The sequence below is a fragment of the Gluconacetobacter tumulicola genome (assembly GCF_014174215.1).
Lineage (GTDB): Bacteria > Pseudomonadota > Alphaproteobacteria > Acetobacterales > Acetobacteraceae > Gluconacetobacter > Gluconacetobacter tumulicola.
Genome location: NZ_JABEQL010000020.1, coordinates 14,707 through 30,069, shown reverse-complemented (window position 1 = coordinate 30,069; position 15,363 = coordinate 14,707). Strand labels below are relative to the sequence as shown.

The window sequence follows — 15,363 nt, the reverse complement described above, 5'->3', positions numbered from 1 at the left end:
CGGCACGCCATGGCGATTATCGCATCATATTTACCGGGGACAATTTCCTCCGGGCCCGACGGAGGGATGAACAATATAGCGCCACCCGGCCCAGATAGAGGTAGATGACCGGCGTGGTATAAAGTGTGAGTGCCTGGCTGACAGCCAGCCCCCCGATGATCGCGATGCCAAGCGGCCGCCGCAGTTCCGCGCCATAGCCATGCCCCAGGATAAGCGGCAGCGCCCCCAGCGCGGCGGCGAATGTCGTCATCATGATCGGACGGAACCGGAGCAGGCAGGCCTCACGCATCGCCTGCTCGGGCGGGACGCCACGTTCGCGCTCGGCATCCAGGGCAAAATCCACCAGCATGATGGCGTTCTTTTTGACAATGCCGATCAGTAGGATCACGCCGATCATGGCCATCAGCGAAAAATCCTCCCCGAACACCCACAGGGCCACCAGCGCACCCACCCCGGCGGAGGGCAGGGTCGACAGGATCGTCAGCGGATGGACGTAGCTTTCATACAGAATGCCCAGCACCATATAGACCGCCGCCAGCGCGGCGACGATCAGCAACGGCTCGCTGCTGGAGGAGCTCTGCAACTGCGCGGCATTCCCGACAAACGCACCATGGATCGAAGGGGGCAGATGCAGGGCCAGAACCTGCGCCTCCACAACCTGCATGGCCCGGCCGAGGGGGACGCCCGTCGGCAGGTTGAAGGATATGGTGGTCGCGACTTCCTGCCCCTGATGGTTGATGGCAAGCGGCGTCAGACCCGCAATGGTGCGGGTGACGAAGGTCAGTGGCACCATCGTTTCCGCGCCGGTCGATACGGCTGATCCGGTCGAGGCCGAGCGACCGCCCGCCAGCGTGTTGGCGATCTGGTTGAGGAAGGATTGTGCGCCCTGCGCGCTCGCGGCACTCATCGCCGCGGCTATGCGCACGCGCACGGTATTGGATTGCGTGCCGCCAGGCGGACTGCCGCCGGAAGTGCTGATCCACGCCTGCCGCAGGGAAGACGGGTCCTGCCAGAAACGGGGGTCGACCTCCATGACCACGCGATATTGGTTCAGGCTGTTATAGATGACGGACGCCGCCCGCTGCCCATAGGCGTCGAACAGCATATTGGAGACAAGCTGCGGCGTCAGCTGCATCCTGGCTGCCAGATCCCGGTCGATGGCAACGTTCACCGCCTGTCCGCCCAGCAGCACGTCGGACGACACATCCATAAGGGCCGCCTGATGGGTCAGCGCGGTCGTCAGCCTCTGGGTCCAGTCATAAAGCTCCGCCGGATTGTCGCCCTCCAGCGTATATTGATAGGCGGCGTTGCTGGGCCGCGCGCCGATGCGGATGGCACCGCGCTGCAGGGCGAAGAAGCGGGCGCCCGTCATACTCGCCAGCCGCCGGTTCAAATGGGCGATGGTCGTCGAGGGCGGATAGGGGCGCCGGGACTTGTCGGTCAGGCGAATGAAGATGTTCCCCTGGTTCGAAGATCCGCGACCGCCCAGAAAGCCGGCCACGGCCGCCACATCCGGGTCCTTCAGAAGCGCAGCCTGCGCCTCGTCCATCTTGCGGGTCATCGCCTGGAACGAAATGGCCTGGTCCCCCATCACCCGACCCAGCAGCATGCCGGTATCCTCGTCGGGAAAGAGGCTCTTGGGCATCTGCGCATAGACCACGATCGTCAACCCGACCGTTGCGGGCAATGTCAGCACCATGATGCGCCTGTGACGCAGGGACCATTCAAGACTGCCTGCATAGGCACGCAAGACCCTGTCATGAACCTGTTCCAGACGGGTCGCGAACCGCCCCGGAGCCTGCGGACCGGCCCGCACGATCCGCGCACAGAGCATGGGCGTGAGACTGAGGGACAATGACAGGGAAACGAGAAGACTGACCGAAACCGTCATGGCGAATTCGTGGAACAGGCGGCCGGCAATCCCCCCCATCAGAAGAATCGGCAGAAAGACCGCAATCAGCGAAAGGGTAATCGACAGGACGGTAAAGGCGACTTCACCAGCCCTCCGGATAGCGGCCTCGAAAGGCGTGGTACCCTTCTCGACATGGCGACTGATATTCTCCATGACCACGATGGCGTCATCGACCACGAATCCGGTCGAGATGGTCAGCGCCATCAGGGACATGTTGTCGAGCGAATAGCCCAGCATGCTGATCACCCCCAGCGTGCCCATGATGGACGTGGGAATGACCAGCGCGGGCACGCATGTCGTCCGCCATGTCCCGAGAAACAGCAGAACCGTCAGCACGACGAGCAGGACGGACAGGACAAGCGTCATGCGCGTGTCGGCCAATGAGGCCCGGATCGTCAGCGAACGGTCCATGACCGTCTGCAGGTCGATCCCCGGCGGAAGGGAAGCCTGGAGACGCGGCAGCGTCATGTTGATCTGATCGAGGGCCTGTACGATATTCGCCCCTGCCTGCATGAACACCTGCACGACAATGGCGGGCTTGCGGTCGAAATAGCCGGCATTGCGCACATCTTCGACACCATCCTCCACCTGCGCGATATCCGTCAGCCGTACCGGCCGGCTGTTTCGCCAGGCGACGACGAGGTCACGATAGGCCTGCGCGCTCCGGGCCTGATCGTTTGTCTCCAGCGTGAAGCGCCTGTCCCCCTGATCGATGAAGCCCTTGGGCGTATGGGCATTCGCCGAAGCCAGGGCCGCGCGGATATCCTCGAACCCGATGCCGAATTTGTACAGTGGCAAAGGGTCCATCTCGACGCGCACGGCAGGCAGGGCACTGCCGCTGACCTGTACCTGACCGACCCCCTTCACCTGTGCCAGGCGCGGAAGGATGAGATTGGACGCCTGATCATAGAGCTGGGGCAGCGTGTAGGTATCCGACGTCAGCGCCAGGATCAGCGATGGCGGCCCGTTGGGGTTGGCCTTCGAATAGCTCGGGTTCTGGCGAAGCGTGGTCGGCAGATCCGCCCGTGCCGCCTGGATCGCGGCTTCCACATCACGCGCCGCGCCATTGATGTCGCGCGAGAGCGCGAATTGCAGCGTGACGCGCAACTGCCCCTGGCTGGACTGGGATGTCATTTCGGTCAGGTCGGCAATACTGCCCAGATGCCGCTCCAGCGGTTCGGCGATGGAGCTGGCAATCTGCTCGGGCGAGCCCCCCGGCTGCTGCGCCTGAACCTGGATGACGGGAAAATCGATATTCGGCAGGTCCGCGACGGGCAGCGCGATATAGCCGACGATGCCGCACAGAATGCAGGCCACACTCAGTAATGTGGTCGCCACAGGCCGGCGGATAAAGACAGTCGTCAGAAACATCGCGCATACTCTGGATTCCACCGGGTAGACAGCAGGGTGCGGCGCATCCCAGGGTGGTGATCATCGTCTTCCGACAGGGAATGTCCGTCCCGAAATATTGTGCGTCCAGCACATGAACCCTAAAATCTTCCCAACCGGCTCAGCGATATTCATTCACATGATCGACCCAGGCCCGCATTTTCAGCATTGGGACGTTTTAACCTGACGGGAACGCGATCCCGGGCATCATGCCGGGTCCCGCCAGCATCCAGCTTTCCACTGTCGCCAGTTCATCATATGGGCGCTCTTCGTCGATTGTGATACGTCCCTCATAGATGCAGCCGCTTTCCCCATCGAGCGTGATCTCCGCCCCGCTGTCGAAACGCCTTCCCGCGATCACACAGTTTTTCCGGTCGGGCGCAACCACCAGGTCGGCGCATCCGACAATGGCGACCTTGCCGAGCTCGCGCGCCACGACCGCCGCATGGCTGGTACGGCCGCCATGCGCCGCAAGCAGCCCCTCGGCACTGGCGATCCCTTCGATATCCTCGGTCAACAGGTCATTGCTAACCAGGATGGCCGGCCGCCCCTGCCGGGCAAACTGCCGGGCGACGTCCGCGCTCATGACAATGGCGCCCGTCGCGGCACCTATCCCGGCCGGCGTTCCTTTGGCAATCGCATCGCCATGCGCGCCCACCACGCGCCGGCGCGTGATGGCGGCGTAATCCAGCCCTTCCAGTTGCCGCAGCCCCTCCTCGACGCCGATCAGGCCCTCGCGCACCATATCGACGGCGATCTTCAGCCGCGCCCAGGCGGATCGCTTGCCGGCGCGGGTCTGCAACAGGAAAAGCCGCCCGTCTTCCACAGTGAATTCGAAATCCTGCATATCGTGGAATCTGTCTTCCATCTGCCGGGCGACATGCTCCAGACCCTGTGCGACCTGCGGCATGATGCGGGACAGCATGCTGGCGGGGGTCACCCGCCTGCGGCCGGACACCACGTCATCGCCCTGGGCGTTGAAGGAAAAATCCAGATAAAGCCGCTTCTCGCCCGTCGCAGGATCACGCGTGAATCCCACGCCCGATCCCGATTTCGGTCCCGAATTGCCATAGACCATGCGCTGCACGGTCACCGCCGTCCCTGGCAGGTCCGTCAGGGACCTGATCCGCCGGTAGGTTTTCGCGCGCTCCGACTCCCATGACCGGAACACCGCATCCACCGACAGCAGAAGCTGCTCCATGGGCGTGTCGGGAAAGGCCCGTCCGGACAGGTCCTCAAAAATATCCAGATACCGCAATGCAAGGCCGCGCAGGGACAAGGTATCGAGATCGGACTGGCCTCCCGCCTGCCCGGCCAGCAGGGCACGTGCCGATGCATCCTCGAAGGGCGCCGGGTCCAGGCCGTGCACGACCTGCCCGTACGAGCGGACCAGTCGCGCATAACAATCCCAGACAAGGCGGGGATCGCCCGTCAGCGCCATCATCCCCGGCAGGGTCGCGCGCGTCAGTCCCACATTCAGGATCGTATCGAGCATGCCGGGCATCGAGATGGGGGGACCCGAGCGGACCGAAACCAGCAATGGCCGCCGCGCGTCGCCGAACGCCAGGCCGGTCGCCTGCTCCAGACGGCTCAGCGGGCCGGCGACCCGCGCCCGGAATTCGTCCATCGGCGGCGGCCCATCGGCGATCCATTGGGCGCAGAGCGAAGTCGGCAGGACGAACCCGGGCGGTACAGGCAGACCCATCGCGGCCAGAACCACAAGATTGAAGGCCTTCCCGCCAAGCAGGGACAGCGCCTCCGCCGGGGGCGGCAATATGCCCGCTTCGATGATCTGGATGGGGTCAGGTTGCAAACCACTCTCCCACGGCATGATCGGAGACGAGGCGACCCGCATTCAGCAACGCATCCGCCACCTCCTCCAGCCCGCCGCCCACGGCGGTCGCGACATGGAACAGCCGGGCGTCGACATCCGCCTGCATCAGATGGGTGAACAGGTCGCGCTGGATGTCGTCCGTTGCATGCTCATGCTCGTGCAGCCGGTCGAGCAACCCCATGAACGCGCGCATGTCCCCCCGCGCGACGGTCCGGTGCCCATTGCGCAGCGCGCACAGCAGACGGACATAATCCCTGACCGCCATGATGGCGCCCTCGACCAGAAGCAGGAACCGCTCGCGCAACCCGACAGGCAGGTCGCGGGGCAGAAATTGCAGAAGAAACGCCACCTCCTCGAATGTGTCGGCCGCATCATCGGCCTCCGAGGCGACCATGCGCCAGGCGCGCACCTTGCCGTCGCGGGACAGGTCGCATATGCGCCCCACCTGCCGATCGGCAAGGGCTTCCCAGACCTTGGCCCGCGTGGCAGCTCCAGCGGGGTCCGCAACAATGTCCAGCAGCGTGGCATGCACCAGGTTGCCCAGGTCAAGGATCAGCGCGGCATGGTCCACGGCCTCATCAAGAATGCGGTCGGCCACGGAGCCCACGCGCATCATCAATTCCGCCTGCAACAGATCGCGGATCACGAAGGGCGACCGGCCATCGCGCAGGGACTCGCTGGCGATGCGCAACGTCTCCCGCAGGAATGCCGTCGCCTCGTCCCTGCCGAGCGCACGCTCCAGGGAGGTATAGGAGACACCGCTGATCCGCGACACGGTTTCCAGCAGATCCTCGATCACCACCTCACCGCCGATTTCCAGATAGGCGCGGTGGCCATATTCATGATCGGCGGCCCAGTCCAGAATGGCGACCGCCTCCCGTCGCGTGACGAAACGGCCCAGGCTTTTTCGTGCCTTGTTCCAGTCGATGAGAAAGACCAGTGACGCTCCCAGCTCCTCCAGCGCGGTATCGAGCGTGGCCAGGTCGGGGGCCTCGAACGTTCCCACCGTGACCAGGAAAACATCGTCCTCCACGCCCCGCGCGCGCCGGTTGGAGACCGTCCACGAAAACCTGGGCAGGCGACTCTGGAAAAAATCCAGACGCTGCTTGTGAATATCACTATGGATAATGGTCAGGCGGCGCTCTTCGATCTGGGCGATCAGCACATGCGCGTCGGTCGTGCCCAGATCGTTCTGGATGGTCATATGACTGCCGTCGCGCATCGCGTTGGTGGCCAGCCCCGGATGGTTGAACTTCAGCGGCGCCGTTCGATTCAGCCCACGCATGAAGGCGACCAGGCGCTCCCTGTCCGCCGGGCCCAGCAGATAGGCGCGGGCGCCGGCAACATCCGCCTCCGCCAGGCCGGCGGCGATGTCGTTGATGGCCTTGTGCATCTCCATCACCAGAAGATGGAACGACACCTCATCCTCGCCCGAAACGCGCGACAGCCGCGAGACCAGGCCCGCCGGCAACACGTCGCCGTCCAGATGAAGGCTTGCGCGAAGCGCCTCCTCGCGCCCGCGGAATGCAGCGGCCGCCGCACGGTCGAACAGGCGCGCACCCGCGCCCGCCTCCACCGCCGCACACATGCGCGACAGATCGTCCCGCAGGCGCGCCATCACCCCGCCGATCTCCGGCACCCGGACACCGTCGCCGGTTCGCTCCAGCAGGGCGGGCGCATCATAAAGCGGGTCACGGTCCAGCCCAGCCATCGTCCGCTCGGCCGCCAGACCGGCAAAAGGCCCACGATCGTCCCGGTCCGACGCCTCGACGGCCTGCAGCCAGCTCAGCGCGAATTTTATGCGGCCATTCGCGCCCAGCCCGTCCGCAATCAGGTTGGGCAGAAGCAGCGCGCCCGGCGCAAGCTCGGCAACCACACCCTCCTTCTGAATGGTCATTCCGTCTTCCCTCCCCAGAAGGCCGGCCGGGCCGTTGACCATGTCGGTCGCGGGGAAACATGGTCCCTAAACGCCGTCATGGTGTCCGGTTGCATGCGATATGCCGCCCGTCATCACGAATCCCGGCGTGCGATTGAAGGGGCGCCGGCACACGCGCATCTAGGGTCATCGGGTGCATTCCGCAGGGGGCACCCAAAACATTCATGCAGTGGCCCGCCGATATCCGACAGGCCGCTCCGCAGCGGGGACCGCGTGTCATGCAGGTCAAGGACGTCATGACCTCGCCGGCAATCTGTGTCGCGCCAACGCAATCCATCATGGACGCCATCCGGCTGATGGTGGCGCACAAGATCAGCGGGTTGCCGGTCATCACCGAAAAGGGGCAACTGGTCGGCATCCTCACCGAAGGCGACCTCATGCGCCGGAGCGAACTGGAAACCGCCGGGCATTCATGGCTCGGCGACCTGTTCCGATCGCCAGGGCACAAGGCCGAGGACTATGTTCACACTCATGGCCGCAAGGTTGCCGATATCATGTCGCAGCGGCCCGTATCCGTCGGGCCCGAGACACCGTTGCGCGATGCCATCGCCACATTGATGCTGCACCACATCAGGCGCCTGCCGGTCATGAAGAACGATCAGCTTGTGGGCGTGGTCTCGCGCGGCGACGTGCTGCGCGCCTTGCTGCCACTGATGTCCGGCGCGCCTGCCCTATCCGACGACCAGAGCATCAGGCAGTCCATCCTGAAGGAATACCAGGCGGTATTGCATCTGGGCGGCCGCAACACCATCAACGTCGATGTCAGGAACGGGGTGGTGGACCTTGACGGTACCGTCACAGACGAACGGTTGCGCACCGCCGCCCGCGTGGCGGCGGAAAACGTGAAGGGGGTCGTCTCCGTCGTGGACCACATCACCTGCATCGACCCGTTCGCGGGCGTCACCATTCCCCCACCTTCCCTGCCGTAAGAGACTGTTTCGCGGCCAGAAAAGCAGGAGCGACGCGATGGCGGAGCCTTCAGACTCCCTGCGATGGTTCGAAGATATCGGGCTTGGCGATGTTCCCCTGGTCGGCGGCAAGAACGCCTCGCTGGGCGAGATGTACCGGGGGCTGGCAACACAGGGCATCCTGGTGCCCAACGGGTTCGTCCTGACGGCACGCGCCTATCGCGACGCGCTGAACGCGGCGGACGCCTGGCCGGCCCTGCATGCCCTGCTGGACCCTCTGGACCCGACCGACATCGCCCTGCTGGCCCGCCACGCGGCCCAGGCGCGCGAGCTGGTCTACGCCGCCGCCGGCACGGAAACGCTACGCCGGCTCGTCGCCGACGCCTATCGTCGCCTCGAAGCGCAATATGGTCCGGATGTCGCCGTCGCGGTCCGCAGTTCCGCCACGGCGGAAGATCTTCCCACGGCCAGCTTCGCGGGCCAGCACGAATCCTACCTGAATATCAGCGGGGCCGAGGCGATCTTCGAGGCCTGCCGCCACTGTTTCGCCTCGCTCTTCACCGACCGCGCCATCGTGTATCGCGCCAATAACGGCTTCGACCATTTCAAGGTCAGCCTGTCCGTGGGGGTCATGAAGCTGGTCCATGCCGACCGCGCCTCCAGCGGCGTCATCTTTACCCTCGATACCGAATCCGGCTTCCGCGACATCGTCCTGATAACCGGGGCCTACGGGCTGGGCGAGAACATCGTCCAGGGCACCATCGACCCGGACGAATTCTATGTCCACAAACCGACCTTTCGCGAAGGACACCGCACCGTGCTGCGGCATGTCCTGGGACGGAAGCAACTGACGATGGGCCTGGAGCCGGCCCCCGGCGGATCGCGCACCCAAAACGTGCCGACCCCGCCGGACCGGCAGCGCCAATTCTGCATCAGCGATACCGAAGCCCTGTCCCTGGCCGGCCAGGCACTGCTGATCGAGGATCATTATTCCCGACAGGCCGGCCACCCGGTGCCGATGGACATCGAATGGGCCAAGGACGCCGATGACGGCCGGCTCTATATCGTCCAGGCGCGGCCCGAGACCGTGGCCTCGCGCCGGGGCGCCGCCATGCTGGAAACCTATGCCCTGACGGGAAGCGGCCCCGTGCTGGCGCGCGGCCGGGCCGTAGGCGAGAAGATCGGGGGCGGCCCGGTCCGCGTGATTTCCACCCGTGACGAACTCGCCTCCTTCCAGCCCGGCGACGTGCTGGTCGCGCCCTCGACCAATCCCGACTGGGAGGCGGTCATGAAGACCGCGTCCGCCATCGTGACCGACCATGGCGGCCGTACCTGCCATGCCGCCATCATCGCGCGCGAACTGGGCGTTCCGGCGGTCGTCGGAACCGGCGATGCGACCCGGGTCCTGCACGCGGGCCAGCGCGTCACGGTCTCATGCGCGGGGGGCGAGAGCGGAGAGATCTACGACGGCGAGATTCCCTTCACGGTCACCCGCACCGATGCCGGCAGCCTGCCGCGCCCGCGCACGCCGATCATGGTCAATCTGGGCAATCCCGAACTGGCCTTCCGCACGGCGATGATGCCCTGCGCGGGGGTGGGCCTGGCACGCATGGAATTCATCATCAGCGAATCCATCGGCATCCACCCGATGGCACTGGCGCACCCCGAACGCCTGACGCCCGACGACCGGCAGCGGGTCGCCGAACGCACGGCGGGCAGTTCCTCACCCGGCGATTATTTCATCCGCACCCTGTCGGAAGGGATCGGCACGATCGCCGCCGCCTTCCATCCCCGGCCGGTGATCGTGCGGCTGTCGGATTTCAAGACCAACGAATATGCGGCCCTGATCGGCGGCACGACGTTCGAGCCGCGGGAGGCAAACCCCATGCTCGGCTTTCGCGGGGCGTCGCGCTACGCCCACCCGGCCTATGCCGACGGCTTCGCGCTGGAATGCGCTGCCCTGTCGCGGGTGCGCGGGGCCATGGGGCTGACCAACCTGATCGTCATGGTGCCGTTCTGCCGCCGGGTGGCGGAAGCCGAGCAGGTCCTGGCCGCGATGGGCCGCAACGGCCTGGCGCGCGGCAAGGACGGGCTGGCCGTCTACATGATGTGCGAAATCCCCAACAACGTCATCCAGATCGATTCCTTTGCCGCCGAATTCGACGGATTCTCGATCGGATCGAACGATCTGACCCAGCTCACGCTGGGCGTGGACCGCGATTCCGACATCGTCGCATTCGATTTCGACGAGCGCGACCCCGGCATGCTGGAAATGCTGCGCCTGGCCGTCACCGGCGCCCGCCGCAACGGACGCAGGATCGGAATCTGCGGCGAGGCCCCGGCGAACGACCCCGAGATCGCCCGCTACCTGGTCGCCATCGGCATCGATTCGATCAGCGTCAATCCGTCCAGCCTGCTGCGCACCATGGATATCGTCCGCCAGGCCGAAGACGCCCTGGCCTGAACGGCGCGCCACTCCCCCCTTGCGCGGGATCACCCGACATGTCCCAGACCATTGCGACCTTGACGCTCAATCCCGCCATAGACGTCGCCTGCGTCGCGGCGGAGGTGCATCCGACACAGAAGATCCGCACGACGAACGAGCGGCTGGACCCCGGCGGCGGGGGCATCAACGTCGCCCACGTCGTCCACGAGCTGGGCGGCGAGACCCTGGCCGTCATCATGGCCGGCGGCGTGACCGGGCGCCTGGTCGAGGAATTGCTCGACCAGGCCGGCGTGCCTTGGAAGAGCCTGCCGATCGTGGGCCGGACCCGCATCTGCCTGAACGTGCAGGAGCGCGCGAGCCATCTGGAATATCGTTTCGTGTCCGAGGGCCCGCTGATCGAGGCCATGGAATGGCTGAACAGCCTGGCGCTCCTCGAAGAGCTGGACGCCGCCTGGGTCGTCGCAAGCGGCAGCCTGCCGCGCGGGGTGCCCGAGGATTTCTATGCGCGGGTGGCCGCCATCGGGGCACGGCGGAGCTGGCGCCTCGCCGTCGATACATCCGGCGGTGCCCTGCGCGCGGTCGTCGGCCACGGGGTGGACCTGCTGAAACTCGACCATGGGGAATTCGAATCCCTGGTCGGCCACCCGGTCCAGGGACAGGACGCCCTGGCGGCCGAGATCGGGCGGGTGCTGCGTGCCGGCGCGGCCCGGATGATCGCCGTCAGCCTCGGGCCGGACGGAGCATGGCTGGGATCCGCCGCCGGCCTGGCATACGTGCCCGCCCCGCCGGTGCAGGCGCGCGGCGCCGTCGGCGCGGGCGACAGTCTCATGGCGGGCCTGGTGCTGGGCCTGACACGCGGCATGCCCCCCGACGAGGCACTGGCCCTGGGCGTCGCCGCCGGTTCCGCAAGCGTCGAACGCTATGGCACGGCCCGGGCCCGGCGCGAGACGGTCGAATCCCTGTTCCGGCAGATCAGGGCCGGCACCAAATCCAGCGCGGAGGACCCGACCGGTGGACCCACGACAGACACAACCCGTCTGGCAGGCTGACCAGCAGGCCGAGGGCGCCATCCGCCTGTTCGCCCTGGCCGGCACCGACGGGCTTGGGCAGGCCATTGCCCGACACCTGGGCCTGACGCCGGGCCGGCACGAGGAACGCGATTTCGAGGATGGCGAACACAAGACCCGCGCGCTGGACCCGGTATGCGGCGCGGATGTCTATCTGCTGCACAGCCTGCACGGCGGCGCGACGGGCAGCGCCAATGACCGGCTGTGCCGGCTGCTGTTCTTTATCGGCGCCTGCAAGGACGCCGGGGCCGCACGCGTGACCGCCATCGCGCCCTATCTGTGCTACGGGCGCAAGGACCGGCGGACGAAGCCGAACGACCCGGTGACGACACGCTATGTCGCGACACTGTTCGAAGCCGTCGGAACCGACCGTCTGGTCACGATGGACGTGCATGACGAGGCGGCGTTCGAAAACGCCTTCCGCCGGCAGACGGTGGCGCTGACGGCCGTCCCCCTGTTGGTAGAATCCCTTCGCGGCCTGACCGCCGAGTTGGGGGCCGATCCAGCCCGCCTGTGCGTCGTGTCGCCGGACCTTGGCGGCGGCAAGCGGGCCGAACGCCTGCGCGGGGCGCTGGAAGCAGCCACCGGACACCCGGTCGGGGCGGCCTTCGCCGAGAAGCACCGCAGCGGCGGGCAGGTCTCCGGCGACCTGTTCGTGGGCGATGTCGCGGGGGCGACCTGTATCGTCATCGACGATCTGGTCAGCACCGGCGGCACGCTCGCCCGCGCGGCACGCGCCGCACGCGGCGCCGGCGCACGGCAGGTCGTGGCCTGCGTCACCCATGGCCTGTTCACGGCCGGCGCGGACAGCATCCTGGCTGAACCGGCCATCGACCGTATCCTGACAACCGACACGGTCCAGCCCATCCGGCTGCCGGACGGCCCGGCCCGGCGCAAGCTGCAGATCCTCTCCGCCGCGCCATTGCTTGCCGAAGCCATCCGCCGGCTGCATCGCAACGCACCGCTGTCGGACCTCCTGGTCTTCTAAGGTCCGGTGCCGGCCAGGGCGGCATGCTCAAGCCTCTCCAGCCGCAGCGCATCCGCCAGGGCCAGACGCAGATAGGCGCGCGCCTGGCGCGGCCATTTTTCAGGCGTGCGCGGCTGGGCGTCGCACAGATGCATGATCGCCAGCCGGGCCCGCAGCATGGCGCGATAGCTGCGATAGAACAGCAGCAACCCGCCGACACGCCCCCCGTGCAGGACAGGCCGCAGACGCCGGCCGATCCTCTCCCCCGCCCAGGCCACACCCAGACGCGCGCATTCCAGTTGCAGGAAGGCGATCTCATCCAGCGGATCGAGCGCCCGCAAGGCCGGGTCGAATTCCAGGCAATCGATGATGCTCACGCGCCCGTCCATCCAGATATGTTCCGGACGCAAATCCCCGTGCGCGTCGACGATGCGGCCGGCACGCGCACGCGCCAGGATCACCCCGAACCGCCGGTCCACAAAGCGCGTCAGGATCGCGTCCACACGCGCCACCATGCCGCGCGGCAGATGAAAGCGCGGGTCCTGCAACACGCGCCGGTTGCCGGACAACGCCCTCTGCCACCTCATCCGCAGAGTGTCCGCGGACCTGCGGACCGCAAGCGGGTGCGCATGCGCGTAGAACGACGCCAGTACGGCCGCCAGCCGGTCGAGCTGCAACGGCCGCACCGCATGCGCCAGCAAGGCCGACTGCAGAAACCCGCCATCGTCGAGGCGCCGCATGACGACCAGCCAGTCCACGACCCGCCCCGCCCCGCCGATGGCCAGGCCCGCCGCGCCCTCGACCAGCGGGACAACCCCAAGATAGACATCCGGCGCCAGCCGGCGGTTCAGGCGGTCTTCGGCACGGCAGGCATCGGCCCGGCGCTCCAGGGTGGAGAAATCCAGATAGGGAAAGCGCACCGGCTTCTTGAGCTTGTAGACCCGCTCCCCGGCCAGGAAGACCCAGGACATATGCGTCTCGCGCGCAATGACCGTGTTGACGGCACCACCATAGGTTTGCGGCCGGGACAGAAACCGGACCTTGCGCTCCAGGGATACAGGCGGCGCCGAAACAGACGCATCGCGCGCCAAGCGGCCAGTCCGGGCCGGCAAGTGAACCCTGTCCGGCCGGGCCGAGATCATGCCCGGTCCCGGTTCCGGGGCCGCGCGTCGGGTGCGATGTGCTGCTGTCACGTGGCGTCGGCGGAACGCTGGATGACATTCCGCCCTCCCATTTCCCATCACATGGGGGCAGGAAGCGGATCGGAAAAGAAGCGGGCAGGAAAGTTCGTCGACCGGACGATCATGTTCCATGATGTGTCCGATCTGGACGGAGGCGATGCAAAACGCCTCCCGCCCTCACGTTCCCGCGCAGGAGACAGGGATGGCCGGCGTGGCGGCAGGTACATGAGGCGCGGCCGACAGATCGAATATTTGATTTCTCACAAACGAAATATATCGTTTTCCATCCTATACGGCACAGCGTTACCGTTAGTGGCGGGTCAGCCGTGAATAAGAGACTGTTTCAAAAGCCTCCAAGGATAGATCGACATGAACACCATCGCGACAGGCACCGGCACCATCCCGCCCTTCCATCTCGCCTTTCCCGTCCGCGACATTGCGGAGGCCCGCGCATTCTACGGGGAGCTTCTGGGATGCCCGGAGGGCAGAAGCGCGCCCGACTGGGTCGATTTCGATTTTTACGGTCATCAGATCGTAGCCCACCTGGCGCCGGCGGAACTGACACCGGCACAACGCAACGAGGTCGACGACCATGCCGTGGCAGAACTGGCGCGGCGCCTCGAAGGCAAGCTCATCCCGCCGCCCTTCCCGGGGCCATGACGATGCGGCTTCCTCTCATCGATCCGGCCGATTTCGATCCGCTCCAGAAGACGCTTTACGACGACATGCGCGCGGGCATCGCTACCGGCTTCAATGCATTCAAGACCCAACAGCCGGACGGCAAGATGATCGGACCCTGGAATGTGTCGCTCCACCACCCGCGGCCTTCGCGGCAAGCCCGCGCAGGACAATACATTCCTCATCAGCCAGACGCTTGTCCGTAGCACCGCTGGATGGCGTGTGGCGGCGATCCTGCCGATTGCGAACACAGAGATCAAATAGGTGCGAACTGCACCCAATGTGGAGAAATCAACAATGACCAAATTACTTTCCGGCAAGGTCGCGCTCGTGACGGGCGGTTCGCGCGGCATCGGGACGGCTTCGGCGCTGGCTCTCGCCGATCTAGGCGCGGACGTGGCGATCAGCTACTCCGCGAGTGAAGACAGGGCCATGTCCGTTGTGTCCGATATGGAGCGGAAGACCGTTCGCGCAAAGGCGTTCAAGGCCGATCAGGCAGATTCGGCGCAGGTGGCGGCGCTTGTCGCCGACGTCTACCGAGAATTCGGTCGGCTCGATATTCTCGTTGCAAACGCGGGTGTGTTCGAAGCGGGTGCGATCGACATCAGTGACACCGCCGCACTTGACCGCATGCATGCTGTGAACGTCACCGGCGTCATCGCAGCAATCCGAGCGGCCTCTCAGGTCATAGACGAAGGCGGGCGCATTATCACGATGTCGTCCACCTCGGCAGTACGCGTCGGCGCACCGGGACTAGCCGACTATTCGTCCACCAAAGCTGCGATTGCGGGTTACGTCAAAGGGGCTGCGCGCGACCTTGGGCCGAAGCGGATCACTGTCAACGCGCTTGCGATCGGTCCGGTCGAAACCGAGATGAACCCGGACAGCGGCCCATTCGCTAATTGGCTGAAGTCGGTCACCGCGCTCGGCCGCTATGCACAACCCGAGGAGATTGCCGCGGTGGTCGCATTCCTTGCCTCTCCGGCGGCGAGCTACATAACGGGCTCCGTGATAGCCGTGGATGGGGGAGTAGGCGCGTGATAGC

The 15,363-nt window shown here is 65.9% G+C and carries 11 protein-coding genes; 7 read left to right on the top strand and 4 right to left on the bottom strand.

Annotation, left to right across the window (positions count from 1 at the left end; all coding sequences use genetic code 11):
* Positions 1-16: 16 nt before the first annotated feature.
* The 3 genes from HLH29_RS13835 to HLH29_RS13825 all read right to left on the bottom strand — a co-directional run bounded on the left by HLH29_RS13835 (position 17) and on the right by HLH29_RS13825 (position 7,032).
* Positions 17-3,283: an efflux RND transporter permease subunit gene (locus HLH29_RS13835; RefSeq protein ID WP_182967802.1), complete on the bottom strand. Its 3,267-nt coding sequence runs from the start codon at positions 3,281-3,283 to the stop codon at positions 17-19.
* Between the two features lie 196 nt (positions 3,284-3,479).
* Positions 3,480-5,114: a PEP/pyruvate-binding domain-containing protein gene (locus HLH29_RS13830; RefSeq protein WP_182967800.1), complete on the bottom strand. Its 1,635-nt coding sequence runs from the start codon at positions 5,112-5,114 to the stop codon at positions 3,480-3,482.
* On the bottom strand, positions 5,104-7,032 hold the full coding sequence (locus HLH29_RS13825; RefSeq protein WP_182967798.1) for a DUF47 family protein: 1,929 nt from the start codon (positions 7,030-7,032) through the stop codon (positions 5,104-5,106). Before HLH29_RS13825 ends, HLH29_RS13830 begins: the two co-directional genes overlap by 11 nt.
* Before the next feature lie 257 nt (positions 7,033-7,289).
* On the opposite strand from HLH29_RS13825, the gene HLH29_RS13820 reads away from it, so the two are divergent.
* Genes HLH29_RS13820 through HLH29_RS13805 form a run of 4 tightly spaced genes read left to right on the top strand, consistent with a single transcriptional unit; the run spans position 7,290 to position 12,480 of the window.
* Complete coding sequence (locus tag HLH29_RS13820) at positions 7,290-8,000, top strand: CBS domain-containing protein (RefSeq protein WP_182967796.1); 711 nt, start codon at positions 7,290-7,292, stop codon at positions 7,998-8,000.
* Between the two features lie 37 nt (positions 8,001-8,037).
* Positions 8,038-10,443, top strand: coding sequence for a phosphoenolpyruvate synthase (gene ppsA / locus HLH29_RS13815; RefSeq protein WP_182967794.1), 2,406 nt, complete (start codon positions 8,038-8,040; stop codon positions 10,441-10,443).
* 38 nt (positions 10,444-10,481) lie between these two features.
* Positions 10,482-11,474 carry a 1-phosphofructokinase family hexose kinase gene (locus tag HLH29_RS13810; RefSeq protein WP_182967792.1) on the top strand — a complete coding sequence of 331 codons (993 nt, stop codon included), beginning with the start codon at positions 10,482-10,484 and terminating at the stop codon, positions 11,472-11,474.
* A complete protein-coding gene (locus tag HLH29_RS13805) occupies positions 11,437-12,480 on the top strand; it encodes a ribose-phosphate diphosphokinase (protein WP_182967883.1) in 1,044 nt (347 codons plus the stop codon). The genes HLH29_RS13810 and HLH29_RS13805 overlap by 38 nt, the downstream gene beginning before the upstream one ends.
* On the opposite strand, the gene HLH29_RS13800 is transcribed toward HLH29_RS13805, so the two are convergent.
* Positions 12,477-13,550, bottom strand: a complete 1,074-nt coding sequence (locus tag HLH29_RS13800; protein WP_182967790.1) for a hypothetical protein — start codon at positions 13,548-13,550, stop codon at positions 12,477-12,479. The genes HLH29_RS13805 and HLH29_RS13800 overlap by 4 nt on opposite strands.
* A 459-nt stretch (positions 13,551-14,009) precedes the next feature.
* Here HLH29_RS13800 and HLH29_RS13795 point away from each other — a divergent pair, with 459 nt between their 5' ends.
* From HLH29_RS13795 to HLH29_RS13785, 3 genes are all read left to right on the top strand, one after another.
* Positions 14,010-14,300: a VOC family protein gene (locus HLH29_RS13795; RefSeq protein WP_408871975.1), complete on the top strand. Its 291-nt coding sequence runs from the start codon at positions 14,010-14,012 to the stop codon at positions 14,298-14,300.
* Between the two features lie 2 nt (positions 14,301-14,302).
* On the top strand, positions 14,303-14,524 hold the full coding sequence (locus HLH29_RS13790; protein ID WP_182967788.1) for a hypothetical protein: 222 nt from the start codon (positions 14,303-14,305) through the stop codon (positions 14,522-14,524).
* A gap of 91 nt (positions 14,525-14,615) precedes the next feature.
* Positions 14,616-15,359, top strand: a complete 744-nt coding sequence (locus HLH29_RS13785) for an SDR family NAD(P)-dependent oxidoreductase (protein ID WP_182967786.1) — start codon at positions 14,616-14,618, stop codon at positions 15,357-15,359.
* Positions 15,360-15,363 lie beyond the last annotated feature (4 nt).

What these genes read in the sequence shown, in the direction of transcription:
- HLH29_RS13835 (WP_182967802.1), bottom strand. Translation starts at nt 3,283, where the DNA reads ATGTTTCTGACGACTGTCTTTATCCGCCGGCCTGTGGCGACCACATTA.
- HLH29_RS13825 (WP_182967798.1), bottom strand. Translation starts at nt 7,032, where the DNA reads ATGACCATTCAGAAGGAGGGTGTGGTTGCCGAGCTTGCGCCGGGCGCG.
- HLH29_RS13820 (WP_182967796.1), top strand. Translation starts at nt 7,290, where the DNA reads ATGCAGGTCAAGGACGTCATGACCTCGCCGGCAATCTGTGTCGCGCCA.
- ppsA (WP_182967794.1), top strand. Translation starts at nt 8,038, where the DNA reads ATGGCGGAGCCTTCAGACTCCCTGCGATGGTTCGAAGATATCGGGCTT.
- HLH29_RS13810 (WP_182967792.1), top strand. Translation starts at nt 10,482, where the DNA reads ATGTCCCAGACCATTGCGACCTTGACGCTCAATCCCGCCATAGACGTC.
- HLH29_RS13795 (WP_408871975.1), top strand. Translation starts at nt 14,010, where the DNA reads ATGAACACCATCGCGACAGGCACCGGCACCATCCCGCCCTTCCATCTC.
- HLH29_RS13790 (WP_182967788.1), top strand. Translation starts at nt 14,303, where the DNA reads ATGCGGCTTCCTCTCATCGATCCGGCCGATTTCGATCCGCTCCAGAAG.
- HLH29_RS13785 (WP_182967786.1), top strand. Translation starts at nt 14,616, where the DNA reads ATGACCAAATTACTTTCCGGCAAGGTCGCGCTCGTGACGGGCGGTTCG.